At 67.3% G+C, this 18986-nt stretch carries 19 protein-coding genes; 10 read left to right on the forward strand and 9 right to left on the reverse strand.

The genetic code is table 11. From position 1 onward, the window contains the following. Window positions 1-40: 40 nt before the first annotated feature. From PMI02_RS10380 to grxC, 3 genes are read right to left on the reverse strand one after another with little or no spacing between them, the layout of a single operon-like run. Complete coding sequence (locus PMI02_RS10380; protein ID WP_007682312.1) at window positions 41-547, reverse strand: DUF1178 family protein; 507 nt, start codon at window positions 545-547, stop codon at window positions 41-43. Beyond that, window positions 544-1374 carry a carbon-nitrogen hydrolase family protein gene (locus PMI02_RS10385; RefSeq protein WP_007682313.1) on the reverse strand — a complete coding sequence of 277 codons (831 nt, stop codon included), beginning with the start codon at window positions 1372-1374 and terminating at the stop codon, window positions 544-546. Before PMI02_RS10385 ends, PMI02_RS10380 begins: the two co-directional genes overlap by 4 nt. A 5-nt stretch (window positions 1375-1379) precedes the next feature. Continuing rightward, window positions 1380-1643, reverse strand: coding sequence for a glutaredoxin 3 (grxC, locus tag PMI02_RS10390; protein ID WP_007682315.1), 264 nt, complete (start codon window positions 1641-1643; stop codon window positions 1380-1382). Between the two features lie 197 nt (window positions 1644-1840). Between grxC and PMI02_RS10395 the strand changes: the two genes are divergently transcribed. Beyond that, window positions 1841-2311, forward strand: coding sequence for an Hsp20 family protein (locus PMI02_RS10395; RefSeq protein WP_007682317.1), 471 nt, complete (start codon window positions 1841-1843; stop codon window positions 2309-2311). A 311-nt stretch (window positions 2312-2622) separates the two neighbouring features. On the opposite strand, the gene add is transcribed toward PMI02_RS10395, so the two are convergent. The 5 genes from add to tpiA all read right to left on the reverse strand — a co-directional run bounded on the left by add (window position 2623) and on the right by tpiA (window position 8146). After that, window positions 2623-3654, reverse strand: coding sequence for an adenosine deaminase (add, locus tag PMI02_RS10400; RefSeq protein ID WP_007682319.1), 1032 nt, complete (start codon window positions 3652-3654; stop codon window positions 2623-2625). Window positions 3655-4026: 372 nt separating this feature from the next. Further along, window positions 4027-5052 (reverse strand): oxidoreductase, encoded by a 1026-nt coding sequence (locus PMI02_RS10405; RefSeq protein ID WP_007682321.1) that lies wholly within the window; start codon window positions 5050-5052, stop codon window positions 4027-4029. 4 nt (window positions 5053-5056) lie between these two features. After that, window positions 5057-6691 (reverse strand): CTP synthase, encoded by a 1635-nt coding sequence (locus PMI02_RS10410; protein WP_007682322.1) that lies wholly within the window; start codon window positions 6689-6691, stop codon window positions 5057-5059. A 141-nt stretch (window positions 6692-6832) separates the two neighbouring features. Beyond that, window positions 6833-7243 (reverse strand): preprotein translocase subunit SecG, encoded by a 411-nt coding sequence (gene secG, locus PMI02_RS10415; RefSeq protein WP_007682323.1) that lies wholly within the window; start codon window positions 7241-7243, stop codon window positions 6833-6835. Between the two features lie 144 nt (window positions 7244-7387). Beyond that, a complete protein-coding gene (gene tpiA, locus PMI02_RS10420) occupies window positions 7388-8146 on the reverse strand; it encodes a triose-phosphate isomerase (protein ID WP_007682324.1) in 759 nt (252 codons plus the stop codon). Window positions 8147-8516: 370 nt separating this feature from the next. Here tpiA and PMI02_RS10425 point away from each other — a divergent pair, with 370 nt between their 5' ends. From PMI02_RS10425 to lexA, 9 genes are all read left to right on the forward strand, one after another. Continuing rightward, window positions 8517-10463 (forward strand): peptidylprolyl isomerase, encoded by a 1947-nt coding sequence (locus tag PMI02_RS10425; RefSeq protein ID WP_007682325.1) that lies wholly within the window; start codon window positions 8517-8519, stop codon window positions 10461-10463. A 23-nt stretch (window positions 10464-10486) separates the two neighbouring features. Further along, window positions 10487-11998, forward strand: a complete 1512-nt coding sequence (locus PMI02_RS10430; RefSeq protein WP_007682326.1) for an anthranilate synthase component I — start codon at window positions 10487-10489, stop codon at window positions 11996-11998. Then, window positions 11995-12798 (forward strand): phosphodiester glycosidase family protein, encoded by an 804-nt coding sequence (locus PMI02_RS10435; protein ID WP_007682329.1) that lies wholly within the window; start codon window positions 11995-11997, stop codon window positions 12796-12798. Before PMI02_RS10430 ends, PMI02_RS10435 begins: the two co-directional genes overlap by 4 nt. Beyond that, window positions 12795-13406: an aminodeoxychorismate/anthranilate synthase component II gene (locus PMI02_RS10440; RefSeq protein WP_007682330.1), complete on the forward strand. Its 612-nt coding sequence runs from the start codon at window positions 12795-12797 to the stop codon at window positions 13404-13406. Before PMI02_RS10435 ends, PMI02_RS10440 begins: the two co-directional genes overlap by 4 nt. Continuing rightward, complete coding sequence (gene trpD / locus PMI02_RS10445; protein WP_007682331.1) at window positions 13403-14395, forward strand: anthranilate phosphoribosyltransferase; 993 nt, start codon at window positions 13403-13405, stop codon at window positions 14393-14395. Before PMI02_RS10440 ends, trpD begins: the two co-directional genes overlap by 4 nt. Before the next feature lie 12 nt (window positions 14396-14407). Next, window positions 14408-15199 (forward strand): indole-3-glycerol phosphate synthase TrpC, encoded by a 792-nt coding sequence (trpC, locus tag PMI02_RS10450; RefSeq protein WP_007682332.1) that lies wholly within the window; start codon window positions 14408-14410, stop codon window positions 15197-15199. A 51-nt stretch (window positions 15200-15250) separates the two neighbouring features. Further along, on the forward strand, window positions 15251-15736 hold the full coding sequence (gene moaC, locus PMI02_RS10455; RefSeq protein ID WP_007682333.1) for a cyclic pyranopterin monophosphate synthase MoaC: 486 nt from the start codon (window positions 15251-15253) through the stop codon (window positions 15734-15736). Beyond that, window positions 15733-16956 (forward strand): molybdopterin molybdotransferase MoeA, encoded by a 1224-nt coding sequence (locus PMI02_RS10460; RefSeq protein ID WP_007682334.1) that lies wholly within the window; start codon window positions 15733-15735, stop codon window positions 16954-16956. The genes moaC and PMI02_RS10460 overlap by 4 nt, the downstream gene beginning before the upstream one ends. Window positions 16957-17068: 112 nt before the next feature. After that, complete coding sequence (gene lexA / locus PMI02_RS10465) at window positions 17069-17758, forward strand: transcriptional repressor LexA (RefSeq protein ID WP_007682335.1); 690 nt, start codon at window positions 17069-17071, stop codon at window positions 17756-17758. Here lexA and PMI02_RS10470 read toward each other — a convergent pair. Continuing rightward, window positions 17738-18986, reverse strand: a 1249-nt coding sequence (locus PMI02_RS10470) for a ComEC/Rec2 family competence protein (RefSeq protein WP_007682336.1), incomplete at its 5' end; no start/stop codon positions are given. The genes lexA and PMI02_RS10470 overlap by 21 nt on opposite strands.

Consider the following 18986-nt stretch of genomic DNA (forward strand, 5'->3'; position numbering starts at 1 on the left):
GCTGCTTGGCAATTGCCCGGAATGCAAGATCGGAAACTGCTCAGTTCGCCTGTTCGGGAGGAACCACGGGCAGCGGTAGGGGCATGACGCCGATGCCTTCCTCCAGCAGTTCCTTTGCTTCGGTGACCGTGGCCTGGCCATGGATGACTTCGGCTTCGCGCTCACCGTAATGCATGGCGCGGGCATTGTCGGCAAACTTGTCGCCCACGAAGCGCGACGATTTGAGGGCCTCGGCCTGCATCTTCGCAAGTGCCTGGATCATCTCAAACGCCTGCGGCGGCAAAGGCGCGTTCGCGACCGGCGCCGGAGGGCCTGGGAAGGGAGCGGGCGGAGCGGCGTGCTTGCTCTGCGCAGACCCCGTTTCCGGCAATTGGTTGCCCTTGCGCGCGAGCCGAGGGGCCTGCACCGCCTTGTCGACATTTGCAGAGGCACAATAGGGACAGGTAACCAGTCCCCGCTGGCGCTGGTTCGCGAAGTCGTCCGAGGATTTGAACCAGCCCTCGAAACGATGCTGTCCATCTTGGCATTCCAGGTCGTAGACGATCATGGCGCGGCTATGTGCCGGCGGTTGACAAGGCTGGGCAACTGCGCCCGCACCTCCGCAAGGCGTTCGGTGGGGAGATCAACAAAACCGAGGCCCGCCTGACCCCCATCGTCGGCCCCGCCCATATCGAGCAGGACATCGCCCCAAGGGTCGATCGCGAGCGAATGGCCATAAGTCTCGCGCCCGTCCTCGTGCCGACCCACCTGCGCGGCGGAGAGCACATAGGCGCTCGCTTCTACCGCCCGGGCGCGCTGCAAGAGATGCCAGTGCGCCTTGCCCGTCGGGACAGTAAAGGCAGCGGGAACCGCGATCACGTCGCAGCGCGCGCGGCCCAGCGCCTCGAACAGTGCGGGAAAGCGAACGTCGTAGCAGATCGCGAGCCCGAGCCGGCCGAGCGGTGTGTCCACCGTTACCACCTCGTCCCCCGCCGCATAGGCGTTCGACTCGCGCCAGCTCTCACCCGTGGCGAGGTCGACGTCGAACATGTGCATCTTGTCATAGCGGGCGACGATCTCGCCTTGGTCGTCGATGACGAAGGCACGGTTGGCCCATTTGCCGTCCTCCCGCGCGATCGCCAGGGAACCCAGGTGAACCCACAGCCCCTCACGCCGCGCAGCCCCGCGTACGGAGGCGAGAACCACGTCCTCCCCTTCGGTGCGGATCGACTGACTGCCTCGCTCGCGCTTGCGGTCGAGCAGACCGGACATCTCGGGCGTGAACAGCATGGCCGCACCGCCCTCGCGCGCCTGTTCGACCGCCCCCACGATTGCGGCGGCGTTGGCCTGCGGATCGATGCCCGTCGTCATCTGCAGCAGCGCGGCGCGAGGCATGCGTGTCAGAGCCCGAGAATGGGGTCGAGCTGGCCCTGGCGGTCGAGCGCGCTGATGTCGTCGTATCCGCCGTAGGCCTTGTCATCGACGAGTATCTGCGGGACCGTCACGGCGCCAGGTACTCGCTGGACCATCTCGGCGCGCTTCGGGCCGCCCATGGTGACGTCGTATTCCTCATAGGACACGCCCTTGCCGTCGAGCAGCGACTTGGCGGCGACGCAGTAGGGGCAGCCCCACTTGGTGTAGATCTCGATCCTGGGCTGGCTCATTCCTGGTTCCTTTCAGCCTTTGCGGCCTTCGACTTTGCGACCCTTGAAGGTTTCCCCTTGCAGGGCTGACCTTGAAAGGGCCGGCGGCTACCATATCTAGGAACTCGAGTCATGGCCCGCCATGGGGATGGCTCGATCGACGAGGCGCCGGTTGCCGGGCCTCTTTCACGAAGATTGCTCATTTGAGGATTTTTGTCATGAACCGCATAGATTTTTCGCCCTACCGTCGCACCATGGTCGGCTTCGACCGTTTGTTCGACATGATCGAAAACCAGGGCCGCGCCAACGCCGGTGACAAGTATCCCCCCTTCAACATCGAACGCCGGGGCGCTGACGCCTACCGCATCACGCTTGCTGTCGCAGGCTTCAAATCCGCCGACATCGACATTACGGCGCAGGCGAACCTGCTGGTGGTCAAGGGCCAGAAGCCCGACGAGAGCGCCGAAGGTGAATATCTACACGTCGGCATCGCCCAGCGCGGCTTCGAGCGTCGCTTCGAACTCGCTGACTACGTGCGTGTCGATAGCGCCGACCTTGCAGACGGCCTGCTTGTGATCGACCTCGTCCGCGAGGTTCCCGAAGCGATGAAGCCAAAGAAGGTCGCGATTGGCGGCAACCGCCTGACCGTGGTCGAAGGCGACGCCAGCGAGGAAACCGCCGCCGCCTGATCTTTGGAGGCGCGCTTTCTTGTCCTTTGGATGCGCCTCTGGACAAATTGCGTGATAGTTCGGGGGCGGTCCGGGATGCCGGGCCGCCCCTTCTTTCGATGGTGGTTGCGCTGAATGCATTTCGGCGCGCGAAACATTCTATGGCCCCGCGCCGAAGCAGGGGCGCAGGATCGGCGGCAAGACGGCGGCGCTGGTTGCTCTCAAGGTGCTCGTGCATCCCGCCCGCCATGCAGTCGTCCTGCTGGCGATGTCGCCGACCGGTGCCGGACCATCCTTGTCTCCACCATCCTTTTGATCGACACGATCTCCGTCTACCTCGCCGTCATCAGCTGAGCTTCGGCGTAGTCCGCCAGCCTGCCCTGCAGCCGCGCGCGGAGATCCTCGTCGATCCACGCCGCGTCGAAGGCATTACGGCTGATGGTGACGAAATCCTCCGGCCCGAAACCGGCCAGTTCATGCGCCATCAGCATGTTCTCGTTGATGTACTTACCCTCCATGTAGGCGGGGTCGTCCGAGTTGAGCGTCAGCCTCAGACCGAGGTCGAGCATCCCGCGCGCGATGGACTGGTTCTCGCCGGGGCGCATCATCTCGTTGGCGTAGGGGCAGACGGTGAAGAACAGGCCCTTCTCCCTCGCCGCTGCAATCAGTTCCGGTCGGTCGAGCAGGTTGGCGCCGTGATCGATGCGCTCGACACCGATGTCCTCGATGGCCTGGCGGATGTGCTCGTGGGTGTTCGCCTGGTCGACGTCGCAGTGCATGGTGAGGCGGAAGCCCTCATCGCGCCCACGCCAGAAGATCTCGGCGAACTTGGCGGGCGGGTTGTCCTTCTCGTCGGAATCGAGGCCGAGGCCGACGATCAGGTGCTTGTAGGGCAGCGCCATTTCGAACACGGCCATCGCGCTTTCGGCGCTGCGTTCGCGCACGAAGCACATGATGAGTTGCGAGCGGATGCCGAAGTCGCGCTCCGCCTCTATGCGGCCGCGCGTCAGGCCTTCGATCATCGTTGCGAAGGGAACGCCGCGGTCGGTATGCTGCTGGGGGTCGAAGAACATTTCGGCGTAGAGCACGTTCTGCGCGGCGACCTTCTTCAGATACGCATAGACGAGGTCGCGGAAATCGGCTTCCTGGTGGAGCACGAAGCTGCCCTCGTAGAAGATCGACAGAAAGCTCGGCAGGTCGTGGTAGACGTAACTGGCGCGCATTTCCTCGACGTTGGCGTAAGGCAGGTCGACCTTGTTGCGGGCGGCGAGTTCGAACTTCAGTTCGGCTTCCAGCGTGCCTTCGAGGTGAACGTGAAGCTCGGCCTTGGGCAGGCCCGCGATGAACTCGGCGATCGGTTGCACGGCGTCTCCTCGGCGAGCGCGCGGGTCATGGGCGGCGCGCTCGGCGGGGAGAGTAACAAAAATTCGGCGGGCCGGAAGGAGGCATTTCGCGACTGCGGAAGAACGGCGTCCGGGCGGGGTTAGTTGATGAAGTGCATGCGCGGAAATGCTTCCACTAAGGGGCCGGCGGGGCACTGGGACGACGATGTGAAAGAGCCGACGCGAAGGTAGCAGCGCTCGGCGATGTAGGAAAATGGGTAAAGGCCCGTCGTCCCCGGGGACCGCTGGCAGAACTGCGCCTCGCTTCGAGGGCAGGCGCTACGCGGCGGTGGCCGGCGCGAGGATTCGCCCCAAGGGTTCGCAGCGGTCCCCGCCTGTGCGGCGAGGACGAGGTCAGGCGAGGGTTACCACCCTGCCCTCACGCGCCGAGACCAGCGCCGCTTCGATCACTTCCTGCACCAGCAGAAGTTCATCGAGCGTGGCCGGAGCCGGCCCCGTGCCAAGGCAAGCCTGCGCCATCATCGCATAGAAGCGCTCCTGCGACCCTTTCGGCGCCGCGATCTCGCGGCTTGCGCCTTCGCCGTCGAAATGGACCAGCGGATCGGCATCCTCGCCCCACTCCGCATCGCCCGGCCGCAGCCCTGCCACGGACTGCGCTTCCTGCGGATCCAACTTCTGCTTGATGAGTGTGCCGCCGGTGCCGTGGACGCGGAACCGGGGTTCGCCGCCGGCCACGCACATGCCGGCGTGCAGGATCACGCGCTTGTCCGGATAACGTAGGACGACATGAGCCCAGTCAGGCGCGCCGCTGCCTTCGCGGAAGGACGCGATGTCGGCGCTGACCGCTTCGGGGCGGCCGAACAGGAGCAGCGCCTGGTCGGCGAGGTGCGGGCCGAGGTCGTACCACACGCCCGAGCCGGGGCTGCCGTCCTCGCGCCAGCGGTCGCGGACCTGCGGGCGGAAGCGGTCGAAGTGCGATTCGAAATGGACGACGCGGCCGACGAGGCCTTGCTCGATGGCAGAGCGCACGGCGAGGAAGTCGGTGTCCCAGCGCCGGTTGTGGAAGACGCTGAGGACGAGGCCACGCTCCTGCGCCAGCGCGGCCAGCGCGCGTGCCTCGGCCAGTTCCAGCGTGAAGGGCTTCTCGACGACGACGTGCCTGCCCTCTTCCAGCACCTGACGCGCGATTTCGGCGTGGGTCGCGCTGGGGGTGGCGACGACGACCAGTCCGATTGCCGGATCGGCCAGCAGCGTCTCGACGTCGGGGACGATCGCCACGCCCTCGGCCGGCGCCTCGGCATCCGGCCTGCGGGCGACGACAGCTTTCAGTTCGAGGTCTTGGCAGGCCCGGATGTAGGGCGCGTGAAATACCCGCGTCGCCATCCCGTTGCCGATGATGCCGACGCCGATCCTGCTCATGGCCTCAGACCAAGCGCGCCTGCCGCAGCGCGGCTGCGACGAAGCCCGAGAACAGCGGGTGCGGGTCGAACGGACGCGACTTCAGTTCCGGGTGGAACTGCACGCCGACGAACCACGGATGGTCCGGACGCTCGACGATCTCGGGCAGCAGGCCGTCGGGCGACATGCCGGAGAAGATCAGGCCATTGCCTTCCAGCGCCTCGCGGTACGAGCCGTTGACTTCGTAGCGGTGACGATGGCGCTCGCTGATCTCGTTGGTGCCGTAGAGCGCGGCGACGTGGCTGTTGGGCGACAGCGCGGCCGGGTAGGCGCCGACGCGCATGGTGCCGCCCAGGTCGCCGCCCTCGGCGCGGGTCTGGAGGCCGTCCTTGGTCATCCACTCGGTGATGATGCCGACGACCGGCTCCTCGGTCGGTCCGAACTCGGTCGAGCTGGCCTTGGCGATGCCGGCCGAGCGAGCGCCCTCGATGCAGGCCATCTGCATGCCGAGGCAGATACCGAAGAACGGCACGCCGCGTTCACGCGCGAAGCGGACCGATGCGATCTTGCCCTCGGTCCCGCGCTCGCCGAAGCCACCGGGGACGAGGATGCCGTGCATCGGTTCGAGCGCGGCGGCGATCTCGGAATCTTCCTTCTCGAAGATCTCGGCGTCGATCCAGCGCACGTTGACCTTGACACGGTTGGCCATGCCGCCGTGGACGAGCGCCTCGTTCAGAGACTTGTAGGCGTCCTGCAGGCCGACGTACTTGCCGACGACGCCGATGGTGACTTCGCCTTCCGGGTTCTCGAAGCGGTCGGTGATGTCGTCCCAGCGTCCGAGGACCGGAGCCTTGGCCTCGGCTTCCATGCCGAAGTGATGGAGGACTTCGGCGTCGAGACCCTCGCGGTGGTACTGGAGCGGGACGGCGTAGATGTTGGGGGCGTCGAGCGCCTGGATGACCGCCTGCGGACGCACGTTGCAGAACAGCGCGATCTTGCGGCGCTCGCCCTCGGGCAGCTCGCGGTCGCAGCGGCACAGCAGGATATCGGGCTGGATGCCCAGGCCCGTCAGTTCGCGCACCGAGTGCTGCGTGGGCTTGGTCTTCAGCTCGCCCGCGGCGGCGATGTAGGGGACCAGCGTGACGTGGACGAAGCAGGTCTGCTCTCGGCCCATCTCGTTGCGCAGCTGGCGCATGGCCTCGACGAAGGGCAGGCCCTCGATGTCGCCGACGGTGCCGCCGATCTCGCAGAGCACGAAGTCGAGGTCCTCGGTCTCCGCCAGCGCGAAGTCCTTGATCGCGTCGGTGACGTGCGGGATCACCTGCACGGTCGCGCCTAGGTAGTCGCCGCGGCGCTCCTTGGCGATGATGTCCTGGTAGATGCGGCCCGAGGTGATGTTGTCCGCCTGGCGCGCCGAGACGCCGGTGAAGCGCTCGTAATGGCCGAGATCGAGGTCGGTCTCGGCGCCGTCGTCGGTGACGTAGACTTCGCCGTGCTGGTAGGGGCTCATCGTGCCCGGATCGACGTTCAGGTAGGGGTCGAACTTGCGGATGCGGACCTTGTAGCCGCGCGCCTGCAGCAGTGCCGCGAGGCTTGCTGCCATGAGACCCTTGCCGAGCGAGGAGACCACGCCGCCGGTAATGAAAATGTGCCGCGCCATGGGAGTCGGGCCTTAAATTGCATGGGGGCCCTCAGGCAAGCGCCCGGAGCCTCAATCCACAGGTCAAACACAAGGAAAAGCCGTCTGACAGCGCCAGACGGCATTCCGATTACGGTGAAGCGCTTAAAAGCGCCTCGAGGGCTACTGCTTGGCAGCACCCGAAAGCGGATCGGCGGGGACCGAGTCGGCCGGGGCCGGCTGCGTGGCGGCGGGGTTCGTCGCCGGAGTCGCGCCGGGGTTCGCCGAGCCTGCAAGCGGGTCGACCGGCTGAGCCGGAGCGACCGGCGCCGTGCTGCGCTCGAGCGAGGTGTCGATATCGCGGCCGGTGGTTTCGTTCACCGCCATTGCGGCAAGCACGATGCTCAGCACCACGAACAGCGTCGCCAGCACCGAGGTCGCACGGGTCAGGAAGTTGGCCGCGCCGCGCGCCGACATCAGGCCCGACGGGCTGCCGCCGACACCGAGGCCACCGCCTTCGGACTTCTGCACCAGGATGACACCCACGAGCAGAGCGGCGACCAGCGCCTGGACCACGGTCAGGAAAAGGAACATTGTCGTTTCAGCCTTCTGGCGGGGTGCGTGCCCGCATCGTTCTGCCCGCGCAGATAGGCGCTGGCGAGCCCACGCGCAACCCGTGAGCTTGGCAATGGCGCGGACAGCCCTCGAAGGCCCCGCCCGCGCTCATCGAAAAAGTGCTCAGTCGGCGCCCAGCGAGGCTGCGGCTCCGACGATGGCGAGGAAGCTCTCCGCCGTGAGGCTGGCGCCGCCCACCAGGGCGCCCCCGACATCGGGGATCGCCAGCAGTTCGGAAGCGTTGTCCGCCTTGACCGAACCACCGTAGAGAATGCGCACGTCCGCGCCGGCCGACCCGTAGATGGCGACGAGCTGCGCGCGAATCGACTTGTGCATCGCCGCGACGTCCGCGACCGAGGGAACGCGGCCCGTACCGATCGCCCAGACCGGCTCGTAGGCGACGGACAGCTTGTCCGCCGCCCCGTCGGTGCCCGGGCACGAGCCCTGGAGCTGTGCTGCGACGACCGCTTCGGCGTCGCCGGCATCGCGCTGGGCTTCGGTCTCGCCGACGCAGAGGATGACCGCGAGGCCGGCCGAAAGCGCCGCCTCTGCCTTCGCCTTCACGTGCTCGTCGGTTTCCCGGTTGTATTCGCGGCGTTCCGAGTGGCCGACGATGGTGAAGTCCGCGCCCGCGTCCTTGAGCATCACTGCGGAAACGTCCCCGGTGAAGGCTCCGTTGTCCCTTGCGTGGCAGTCCTGTCCGCCTACGCCGATCACCTCCACGGCATCGCGAACGCGGTAGAGCAGGGTCGCCGGCGGCGCGATCCCGACCTGCACCTTGGGAAAGCGTGCGGCCGAACGATCGATGGCGCGCGCCTCGTTGAGCATCGCGCGCGTGCCGTTCATTTTCCAGTTTCCGACGATGTAAGGCAGTGCAGCCATTTGAATCCCTTGATCAAATACTGGCGAACCTCGGTGAAGTGCCCCGCGGGTCCCCATCGCCCGGTCCCCTCACCGTGATCGCGGCGGAGGGAATCAGGTCGTCTCTGTTGCGGCGCAGCTAGGCCAGCGCCCCCCGGCTTGTCAAAAATTCATCCGCCGTTCAGCGCGACGGTCCCCCACTATCTCTATAATGCCACAGGCTCCGGCGAGCGCCAGCGACAGTTTGACCCGCCACTCCGGTTTTGCCCGCCGCTCGCGCTATGCGGCATTGCAGGATGGCCCAACCCACCCTAAAGCCAGCGCCCGTTTCATAGGCGAAAGTCCGGGGCTCGTCTCCGGCTTCGCAGGCAATCGCTGATCGGTCCGGTTCATGCTCAATTTCTTCCGTTCGTTCCTCAAGTCCAAGGTCGGCGCCATCGTCGGCCTGCTGGTGCTGGGGGTCATCGCGATCGCCTTCGCCAGCGGCGACATCGCGGGCTTCAACAGCTCCTCTGGCGCCGCGGGCAGCTCGGTCGCCAAGGTCGGCGGTGAAAGCGTGAGCGCCGAGATGCTGGACCAGGGCGCCAAGCGCTCGCTCGAGCGGGTCCGCCAGCAGAACCCGAACGTGACGATGAAGGTCCTGCTCGAACAGGGCGGCCTCGAGCAGGTGCTGACCGAGCTGATCGACCGCACCGCGCTGTTCGCCTTCGGCACCAAGCACGGCGTCGAGATCAGCGACCGCCTGGTCGACAGCGAACTCGCCCAGATCCCGGGCTTCCAGGGCGTCGACGGCAAGTTCGACCAGACCGTCTTCCGCCAGGCGCTGGCCCAGCAACGGATTTCCGAGCCGGCCCTGCGCGACGACATCCGTGAGAGCCTCGTCGCCCGCGAGCTGATCGTGCCCGCGCAGATCGGCTCGGTCATGTCGGACTATGCGGCGCGCCGGTACGCCGCGCTGCTCGACGAGACCCGCAGCGGCACCGTGATCGCCCTCCCCTCGCTGCTGTTCACGCCCGCCGCGCAGCCGACGGACGCCCAGCTTGGCGCCTTCTACAAGACCCATTCCGGCCAGTTCGTCCGCCCCGAGCGCCGCACGATCCGCTACGCCATCCTCAGCGCCGATTCGCTCAAGACCGTCCCCGCGCCCACCGACGCCGAGGTCGCTGCCCGCTACGAGGCGAACAAGGCCACTTACGCCGCGCAGGACAACCGCAAGATCACCCAGCTGATCGTGCCGACCGAAGCCGCCGCAAAGGCCGTCGTAGCCGAAATCCAGGGCGGCAAGTCGCTCGAAACCGCTGCCACCGAAAAGGGACTGTCGGCCGCCCCGCTCGAATTCTTCAGCCGCGAGCAGCTTTCCACCCAGTTCTCCCCCGCCGTTTCGCAGGCCGTCTTCTCCGCGCCCGTCGGCAAGCTCGCCGCACCGCAGAAGAGCGTGCTGGGCTGGCACATCATCCGCGTCGACGCGGAGCAGAAGACCCCGGCCCGCGCGCTCGCCGACGTGAAGGCTGAACTGACCACGCAGGTCGCGGAGGAGAAGCGCCGCAAGGCCTTCACCGACACGCTGGCGAACATCGAGGAGCAGTTCTCGGGCGGCGCCAACCTCAACGAAGTCGTCAAGTCGGTCGGCGGCCAAGTCCAGCAGACCCAGCCCGTCACCGCTGACGGCGGCGTCTACATGAAGCCGGGCGAGGTTCTTCCCGCCGAACTGAAGCCCGTGCTCGCCACCGCGTTCTCGATGGACCAGGAGCAGCCGCAGGTCGCCGAGGTCGAGCGCGGCAAGAGCTTCGCCATCTTCGACGTCACCCAGATCGCCCCGTCGGCGCCTGCGCCGCTCGCACAGATCAAGGACGACGTGAAGCTAGCCTGGGCGATCGACGCGGGGTCCAAGGCAGCCAAGGCTGCGGCGCTGCGCATGCAGGCCGACATCCGCAAAGGCCGCACGATCGAGCAGGTCATGGCCGCCTCGGGCAAGAAGCTGCCGCCGCCCCAGCAGGTCGCCATGTCGCGTCCGACGCTGGCCGCCGCGCTCAACTCGGGCCGCGAGGTTCCGCCGCCGGTCTCGCTGATGTTCCACATGTCGAAGGGCACCGTGAAAGTGCAGTCGGCCGCAGCAGACCGGGGCTGGTTCGTGGTCCAGCTCAAGGACATCGTGCCCGGCAAGGTCGAATCCGCCGATCTCGTGAAGGGCACCCGCAACGAACTGGGCCAGCAGCTGGGCCAGGCTTACGCCGATGCGCTCGGCCGGGCCGTGGTCAAGGAAGTCGGCGTCAAGCGCAATGCGGCGGCGATCAAGTCCGTGCGCGAACAGCTCGCCGGCACCGCGGCCGCGAACTGACAACAACCGACAAAAGGCAGGACATGGAGCGCGAATCGGATCGTTCGGCGGCACTGGCGCAGCTTGCGAAAGGCGAGCCCGCGCTGGTGTGGCGGCGCCTCGTCGCCGATACCGAGACGCCGGTCGGCGCCGCGCTCAAGCTGTTCGAGGACGGCCGGGGCGACTTCCTCCTCGAATCGGTCGAGGGCGGTGAGACGCGCGGACGCTACAGCCTGATCGGCCTCGATCCCGACCTCGTGTTCCGCGGGAGCGGCCCGACTTGCGCAATCAACCGCGACTGGCAGGCCGACCGCGAGGCGTTCGTCGCCCTCCCCGGCGACAGTCTCGCCGAGCTGCGCGCCCTCGTCGAAAGCTGCCGCTGCGACGTTCCGGCCGAGCTGCCCCGCGCGCTGGCCTGCCTCGTCGGCTATTTCGGTTACGAGACGATCGGCCTCGTCGAGAAGCTGCCACGCGCGCCGCAGAGCCCGCTCGAACTGCCCGACATGCTGTTCGTGCGCCCCTCGCTGATCCTGATCTTCGACCGGCTGGGCGACGAACTGTTCTGCGTGGCCCCGGTGTGGCCGGGCAGCGCCAGCCCCGTGCAATCGGTGCTGAAGGCAGCCGAGCGCATTGACGAAGCCCTCCGCCGCCTCGCCGCGCCCGCTCCCGCCTCAGCCGCCCCCGCCGACCTGCCAGAGCCGGTGCAGACCGCCGTGATGGCGCCCGACGACTACAAGGCCATGGCTCTTAAGGCCAAGGACTACATCGAGGCGGGCGACATCTTCCAGGTCGTGCTGGCCCAGCGCTTCACCTGCGATTTCCCGTTGCCGCCGCTCGCGCTCTACCGCTCGCTGCGCCGGATCAACCCCTCGCCGTTCCTCTATTTCCTGGACCTGCCGGGCTTCGCGCTGATCGGCTCGAGCCCCGAGATACTAGTCCGCGTGCGCGACGGCGAAGTCACCATCCGCCCTATCGCCGGCACCCGCCCGCGCGGCAAGAACCCGGCCGAGGACAAGGCGAACGAAGTCGCCCTGCTCGCCGACCCCAAGGAACGCGCCGAGCATCTCATGCTGCTCGACCTGGGCCGCAACGACGTCGGCCGCGTCGCCGAGGCCGGCACCGTCGAGGTGACCGACAGCTACACCATCGAGCGCTACAGCCACGTCATGCACATCGTCTCGAACGTGGTCGGGCGCCTCGACACCGCGCATCACGACGCGATCGACGCCGTGCTCGCCGGCTTCCCGGCGGGCACCGTCTCGGGTGCCCCCAAGGTCCGCGCCTGCGAGGTCATCGCCGAGCTCGAGCCCGAGACGCGCGGCCCCTACGCCGGCGGCGTCGGCTACTTCGCGCCCGATGGCTCTGTCGACAGCTGCATTGTCCTGCGCACCGGCCTGCTCAAGGACGGCGTGCTCCACGTCCAGGCCGGCGCCGGCATCGTCGCCGACAGCGACCCCGAATACGAACTGCGCGAATGCCAGGCCAAGAGCGGCGCCCTGTTCGCCGCGGCACGCGAAGCGGTGAGGGTCGCGGGGGAACCCGGGTTCGGGCAGTGAGGCCCGCTGCGGTCGCTGCGCTTCTCGCAGCGACGCTTGGTTTCCTCGCCGCCTGCTCATCCGACGCAGCGCCCGAACCGCCCGCCCCGCCTCCGCCGCCCTGCGAAGGCGCGACGTTCGAGGGCGCGAGCTTCACGCACTGCACCGCCGTCCCCGGCCGTCATGTCATCCACACCGTGCTCGGGCCCAGGGGCGGCGCACCCTATCGCAGCCTGTCCCAGCTTGCCGTCGAGCGCGCGGGGAACGGCCACGAAGTCGCCTTCGCCGTCAACGGCGGCATGTTCGACGCCGCCGGCTATCCGATCGGCTACTACGTCGAGGAAGGCGACCGCCGCCACGCCCTCAACACCAACGAGGGCTGGGGCAACTTCCACCTGCTCCCCAACGGCGTCTTCTACGGCGATACGGCGGGCCACTGGCAGGTCCGCACCGCGGAGGACTTCAAAGCCGCCGTCACCGACCGCCCCGACTTCGGCACCCAGTCCGGCCCGATGCTGGTCATCGCCGGAAAGCTGCACCCGAAGATCGACGCCAGCGCCGACGAGGCCGGCAAGTCGCTCAAGGTCCGCAACGGCGTCGGCGTCGATACCAAGGGCCGGGCACACTTCGTCATTTCCGACGAGCCGGTGTCGTTCGGCAAGCTCGCCCGCTACTTCCGCGACGGCCTCAAGTGCCCGAACGCCCTGTTCCTCGACGGCAGCGTGTCTTCGCTGTGGGACCCCGAACACGGCCGCGTCGATGGCGGCCCTCCGCTTGGCCCCTTGATCGTCGTCGAGAAAAGCGCAAAGGCGAAGAAATGATCCTGGTTATCGACAACTACGACAGCTTCACCTGGAACCTGGTCCATTACGTCATGGAACTGGGCGCCGAGGTACAGGTCGTGCGCAACGACGCCCTCAGCGTCGACCTGGCGATGGAGATGGGCGCGCAGGGCTTCCTCGTCTCGCCCGGCCCCTGCACGCCCAACGAGGCAGGCATCAGCCTCGACCTCGTCGGTGCGGCCGCCAAGGCGTGCATTCCGCTGCTCGGCGTGTGCCTGGGCCATCAGTCGATCGGCCAGCACTTCGGCGGCAAGGTCGTGCGCGGCGGGCTCATGCACGGCAAGACCTCGACCATCACGCACGATGGCACCGGCCTGTTCGAAGGCGTGCCCTCGCCGATGAAGGCCGCGCGCTACCACTCGCTCATCGTCGAGAACATTCCCGAGACGCTGGTGCTCAACGCCCGCTCGGACGACGGCCACGTCATGGGTTTCCGCCACGTCGAACTGCCGATCCACGGCGTCCAGTTCCACCCCGAGAGCATCGCCACCGAGCACGGCCATGCGATGCTGGCGAACTTCCTGCGCCTCTGCGGTATCGACGCGCGCCTGCCCGACCGCGTGATTGGGGCCGCGAAGGCGGCATGAAGCTTCCCGATCCGCTGCATCCCATCGCCGAGGACGAGGCCGAGGCCGCCTTCTCCGCGATCCTCGACGGCGAAGTCCCTGAGCCAGAGATCGGCACCTTCCTCGTCGCCCTGTCCGACCGGGGCGAGACCGCCAGCGAGATCGCCGGCGCCGCCCGCGCGATGCGTGCCCGCATGATCCCGGTGAACGCCCCCGCCAATGCCATCGACGTCTGCGGCACTGGCGGTGACGGCTTCCACACGCTCAACGTCTCGACCGCCGTCTCGCTGGTCGTCGCCGCATCCGGCGTGCCCGTGGCCAAGCACGGCAACCGCGCCGCCAGTTCCAAGGCTGGCGCCGCCGATACCCTCGAGGCCCTCGGCCTCGACCTCGACCGCGCAGTCGAGACCGCCGAATCGACGCTCTCCGAGATCGGCATCGGCTTCCTCTTCGCCGCCCGCCATCATCCGACCATGGGCCGGCTCATGCCGCTGCGCAAAGCGCTCGGCCGCCGCACGATCTTCAATCTCATGGGCCCGCTCGCCAATCCCGCGCAGGTCTCGCGCCAGCTGGTCGGCATCGCGCGCCCCGCCTACGTGCCGATCTACGCCGAGGCGCTGCTGCGGCTTGGGACCGAGCATTCGATGGTCATCTCGGGCGACGAGGGCCTCGACGAACTCAGCCTCGCCGGCGGCAACGAAGTGGCCGACGTGCGTGGGGGCGAACTGTTCATGCGCCGCGTCAGCCCGCAGGACGCCGGCCTTACGCTCGCACCCGTCGACGCCATCCGCGGCGGCGACCCCGCCTACAACGCCGAAGCCCTGCGCCGCCTGCTGATGGGCGAGCCCGGCGCCTACCGCGACGCCGTCCTCCTCAACAGCGCCGCCGCCCTGATGGTCGCGGGCGAGGTGGAAAGCTGGACCGAAGGCGTAGAGGAAGCCGCCGAAACCATCGACAAGGGCCTCGCCAAGGCCCTGCTCGACTGCTGGATCGCGGCAACGCGCGCCTGAGAGACAAGAAGCATGACCGACAAGCTCACCGAGATCTGCGACACCAAGCGCGAGGAAGTCGCCGCCCGTAAGGGCCTCGCTACGATCAACGACCTCGATGCGATCGCGGGCGAACAGACTGGACCGCGCGGCTTCGAAGCTGCCCTTCGCGCCAGGGCTGAAACCGGCTTCGCGCTCATTGCCGAGATCAAGAAGGCCAGCCCCTCGAAAGGCCTGATCCGCGCCGACTTCCGACCTGGCGAGCACGCCCTCGCTTACGAACGCGGCGGCGCGGCCTGTCTTTCGGTCCTCACGGACGAGCCCTATTTCCAGGGCCATGAAGACTACCTGATGGACGCCCGCGCGGCCTGCGCCCTGCCCGTCATCCGCAAGGACTTCATGGTCGACCCCTGGCAGGTCGCCGAGGCCCGCGCGATCGGCGCCGACGCGATCCTCATCATCGTCGCCGCCCTCGACGACGCGCTCATGGCGGAGCTCGAGGCGGCGGCGCTCGAGCGGGGCATGGACTGCCTCGTCGAAGTTCACAACGAATCCGAGATGGAACGCGCAAGCCGCTTGAAATCCAGGTTAATCGGCGTGAACAACCGCGACCTCAAGCGCTTCGCAACGGACATCGGCACGACCGAGCGCCTGGCCCCGCTTGCCCCTGAGGGCACCCTGCTCGTCGCCGAAAGCGGCATAAACGCCCACGCCGACCTGCAGCGCCTCTCGGCATGTGGGGCACGCACCTTCCTCGTCGGCGAAAGCCTGATGCGCCACGCCGATGTCGAGGCGGCGACGCGGGCGCTGCTCACCGGCGCCTGAGGCGCACGACTTGAACAGCCATGCCGCGGCGTGTGATGACGGAGGCCTGACATGAGCAAATCCCTCACCCACATCGATTCGGACGGCACCGCGCGTATGGTGGACGTCGGCGCCAAGGCCGAGACCCAGCGCGTCGCCATCGCGTCGGGCCGCATCACCATGACACCGCAGGCGCTCGCCGCGATCCGCGCTGGTGACGCTCCGAAGGGGGACGTATTAGGCACGGCGCGCATTGCGGGAATCATGGCTGCGAAGCGAACGGCCGACCTCATCCCCATGTGCCATCCGCTGATGATCGACGCGGTGAACGTGGATTTCACGTTCGAGGATAATGCCGTCCGCGCGGACGCCACGGCATCGCTGACCGGCAAGACCGGCGTGGAAATGGAGGCGATCACAGCCGTTTCCATCGCGCTCGTGACGATCTACGACATGGCCAAGGCGCTCGACAAGGGCATGGTCATCGGCGACATCCGCCTCGTCGAGAAACGCGGAGGCAAGTCCGGCCACTGGCGAGCGGAAGACTGGCACGAGTGAAGCCGGGCCCGATCCCCCTCGAGGAGGCGCAGGCTCGCCTTCTGGCGCTGGCCGAACCGCTCGCAGTCGAGCATGTCGACGTCGACGGCGCTGTCGGCCGATACCTTTCGGCGCCTCTGCACGCGCGCCGCACCCAGCCTTCTGCGGATCTCTCGGCGATGGACGGCTATGCCGTAACCGCAGGCGACCTTGGCGGCCCCTGGCAAGTTGTCGGCGAAAGCGCGGCGGGCCATCCTTTCACCGGCACCTTCGGCGATGGCGAAGCGGTGCGCATCTCGACCGGCGCCATCCTTCCGGCGGACGCCGGCGCCGTCATCGTGCAGGAGGATCTCGGCTTCCGCGACGGCCACCTCACGCTCATCGGGGAAGCCCCGCAGCCCGCTGGCAAGCACATCCGCCGTCGCGGCATGGATTTCGCTGAAGGCGGAGAGGTCATGCCCGCAGGCACGGCCATCGGACCCGCGCAGGCGGCCCTCGCGATGGCCTCCGGCCACCGCTACCTGCCGGTGCACCGCATGCCGCGCCTCGTCGTGATCGACAGCGGGGACGAACTCGTCGCCGATCCCGAATGCTGCGAGCCGCACCAGATTCCCGCCAGCAACGGCGCGATGCTCACCGCGCTCGCCCGGCCCCTCACGGCCGAGACAATTCGCATCGGTCCGGTTGCCGATACGATGGAAGCGCTGGCGACGGCGTTTGCCGGCGCCGCCGATGCCGACGTGATCGTCACCAGTGGCGGCGCCTCGGTGGGAGACCATGACCTCGTGCGCCCCGCGCTCGAAAAATGGGGCGCCAACCTGGACTTCTGGCGCGTCGCCATCAAACCGGGCAAGCCGATCCTCGTAGCCACCCGTGCGCGGCCCGCCTCCGATCGGCCGCAGATCATTATCGGACTTCCCGGCAATCCCGTGTCGAGCTACGTCACCGCATATCACTTCCTGTTGCCCCTGCTGCGCCGAATGCAGGGCGCCGGCAAAGTCCTGCCCATGCAGATAAAGACGCGTCTCAGCGCGTCCCTTCGCGCGAATGGTCCTCGCCGGGAGTTCCTGCGGGGGTGGTGGAACGGTGAAAGCGTAATGCCTCATCCGCTGCAGGACAGCGGCGCACTGGCCTCGCTCGCCGCCAGCAATGTCCTGATCGACCGCCCCAGCTTCTCCGCCGCCACCGATATCGGCGACGAGGTGCGCGTATTCCTGCTCCAGAATGGCGGTATTGCCTGAGGCATTGCTTGACGGGCCGAATTTCGTTGCTTAATTGTTCTCTCAATGTTCACCATCGGAACATCGCCGATCGAAGGGAGCTTCGCCCGGCGGCAACGAAGAGGCAGCGACCATGTTGACGCGCAAGCAGCACGAATTGCTCCGGTTCATCCAGGCGAAGCTGGAGGAGAGCGGCATCTCTCCCAGCTTTGAAGAGATGAAGGAAGCGCTCGACCTCAAGTCGAAGTCGGGCGTTCACCGGCTGATTTCTGCGCTTGAGGAGCGCGGTTTCATTCGCCGCCTGCCCAACCGCGCCCGTGCACTCGAAGTGCTGCGTAAGCCGGACGACGACTCGGGTGGTAAGTCGCCGCGTGTCACGCTTGCCAACGAAGATGTGCTGCCGAACCGTTCCCCGCAGCTTCCGCCTCGTGCCGCCAATGACGTCATCGAGATTCCGCTGCATGGCCGCATTGCCGCCGGTGTCCCGATCGAGGCCCTTGAAGGGCAATCCATGCTACCCGTCCCCGCCGCCCTGCTCGGCTCGGGCGAGCACTACGCGCTGGAAGTCTCCGGCGATTCGATGGTGGAGGCGGGCATTCTGGATGGCGACTTCGCCCTCGTGAAGCGCACCAATGCGGCGCGCGACGGTGAGATCGTCGTTGCCCTCATCCGCGGAGAGGAAGCCACCCTGAAATACCTGCGCCGCGAGAATGGAATGGTCCGTCTCGACCCCGCAAACGCTGCTTACGAACCGCAGATTTACGGCCCGGACGAAGTCGAGGTTCAGGGCAAGCTGGCGGGACTACTGCGCCGCTATCACTGATGCCGCCGTAGAAGTCGGCATGGCTTTTCGGATGTGAGGCGGCGCCGGTCGCCACCATCCATGTGAACCCTGGCTCTCGGCCACGGTGTCGATGCGAGCGCCGTCAAGGTATATGGACAGCCCCCCTGTCTGGCCCAAAGTATCGCGGTCGGCCTTGAACCAGCGGGGTGTGCAACTGCGCGGCAGCCAGCGGTCGGATATCACGATGTCGCTACGATCGCAGGCGGCTGCCAGTGCGCGCTCCGGAACGGCATCCCGAGTTCGAGACACGAGGAGGCGCCAGGTGATGGCATCGCGCTTGAGCGTGATCGCGCAGAAATCGCGGTTGCATCGCGCGCCCGGCCATTGGTCGAGTGTTACCGGTTCACCTTCCATGCCGGCCAGTTCCATGAGGTTGTCGCGAGCGTAGCCTTCGCCGCCGTCCCGCAGGACGAAAAGGCGCTCTCCGCCGGGTTCGACCAGGCCGACATGACGGCCATCGCCCGAGACCAGAATGTCGGCGGGTGCCGCAAGCGCCAGCAGCCCGGCTCCGCACAATGCTGGGGGCAGGCCCGCCCAACGGATACGGCCGCTCCACAGGCCCACCCACAATCCGCCGGCAATGAACAGGATGAAGGCACCGCTTTGCCCCGCGGGCAGGATGGTGACGGCTGCCGGACGCGAGGCGATCCAGTGGGCAATCGCCGTCAGCATGTCGATCGAAAGCTGCGCCAGCCACCACACCGGTCCTCCCGCGCCAACGGCGTCGAGCACGAGCGCACCCGCGAGCAGCGGCATGACGACGAAAGTGGTCAGCGGAATGGCGATGACGTTGGCGAGCGCGCCGTAGATCCCCGCTCGGTGAAAGTGGAACAGGCCGATCGGCATCAGGGCGAGGTCGATGACGACACCGGTCACCAGCAGCATCGCCAGATGCCGCAATGCCTTGATTGCCAGGGCCTCTTCGCGAGGTGCCATGAAGGCCTTGGCAGGAGCCGACGTGCCGACTGCGACGAGCGCAAGGACGGCGCCGAAGCTCATCTGGAAACTCGGTCCAGTGACCGCTTCGGGCCAGAGCAACATGACGCAGAACGCGGCGACCGCGAGCATGCGCAGCGAAAGCGGTTCGCGTCCCAGTGACAGCGCGGCGAGCACCAGCAGCGAGCCGATGCAGGACCGCACCGTTGGCACCTCGGAGCCCGACAGAATAGTGTATGCGACGCCGGCCAAGGCGCCTGCGGCGGCCGCC

The organism is Novosphingobium sp. AP12, from assembly GCF_000281975.1.
Classification (GTDB): Bacteria; Pseudomonadota; Alphaproteobacteria; order Sphingomonadales; family Sphingomonadaceae; genus Novosphingobium.

Bases quoted from the DNA above. Each gene is read 5' to 3' on its own strand.
- PMI02_RS10380 (WP_007682312.1), bottom strand. From the start codon at position 547: ATGATCGTCTACGACCTGGAATGCCAAGATGGACAGCATCGTTTCGAG.
- PMI02_RS10385 (WP_007682313.1), bottom strand. From the start codon at position 1,374: ATGCCTCGCGCCGCGCTGCTGCAGATGACGACGGGCATCGATCCGCAG.
- grxC (WP_007682315.1), bottom strand. From the start codon at position 1,643: ATGAGCCAGCCCAGGATCGAGATCTACACCAAGTGGGGCTGCCCCTAC.
- PMI02_RS10395 (WP_007682317.1), top strand. From the start codon at position 1,841: ATGAACCGCATAGATTTTTCGCCCTACCGTCGCACCATGGTCGGCTTC.
- PMI02_RS10405 (WP_007682321.1), bottom strand. From the start codon at position 5,052: ATGAGCAGGATCGGCGTCGGCATCATCGGCAACGGGATGGCGACGCGG.
- PMI02_RS10410 (WP_007682322.1), bottom strand. From the start codon at position 6,691: ATGGCGCGGCACATTTTCATTACCGGCGGCGTGGTCTCCTCGCTCGGC.
- secG (WP_007682323.1), bottom strand. From the start codon at position 7,243: ATGTTCCTTTTCCTGACCGTGGTCCAGGCGCTGGTCGCCGCTCTGCTC.
- tpiA (WP_007682324.1), bottom strand. From the start codon at position 8,146: ATGGCTGCACTGCCTTACATCGTCGGAAACTGGAAAATGAACGGCACG.
- PMI02_RS10425 (WP_007682325.1), top strand. From the start codon at position 8,517: ATGCTCAATTTCTTCCGTTCGTTCCTCAAGTCCAAGGTCGGCGCCATC.
- PMI02_RS10430 (WP_007682326.1), top strand. From the start codon at position 10,487: ATGGAGCGCGAATCGGATCGTTCGGCGGCACTGGCGCAGCTTGCGAAA.
- PMI02_RS10440 (WP_007682330.1), top strand. From the start codon at position 12,795: ATGATCCTGGTTATCGACAACTACGACAGCTTCACCTGGAACCTGGTC.
- trpD (WP_007682331.1), top strand. From the start codon at position 13,403: ATGAAGCTTCCCGATCCGCTGCATCCCATCGCCGAGGACGAGGCCGAG.
- trpC (WP_007682332.1), top strand. From the start codon at position 14,408: ATGACCGACAAGCTCACCGAGATCTGCGACACCAAGCGCGAGGAAGTC.
- moaC (WP_007682333.1), top strand. From the start codon at position 15,251: ATGAGCAAATCCCTCACCCACATCGATTCGGACGGCACCGCGCGTATG.
- lexA (WP_007682335.1), top strand. From the start codon at position 17,069: ATGTTGACGCGCAAGCAGCACGAATTGCTCCGGTTCATCCAGGCGAAG.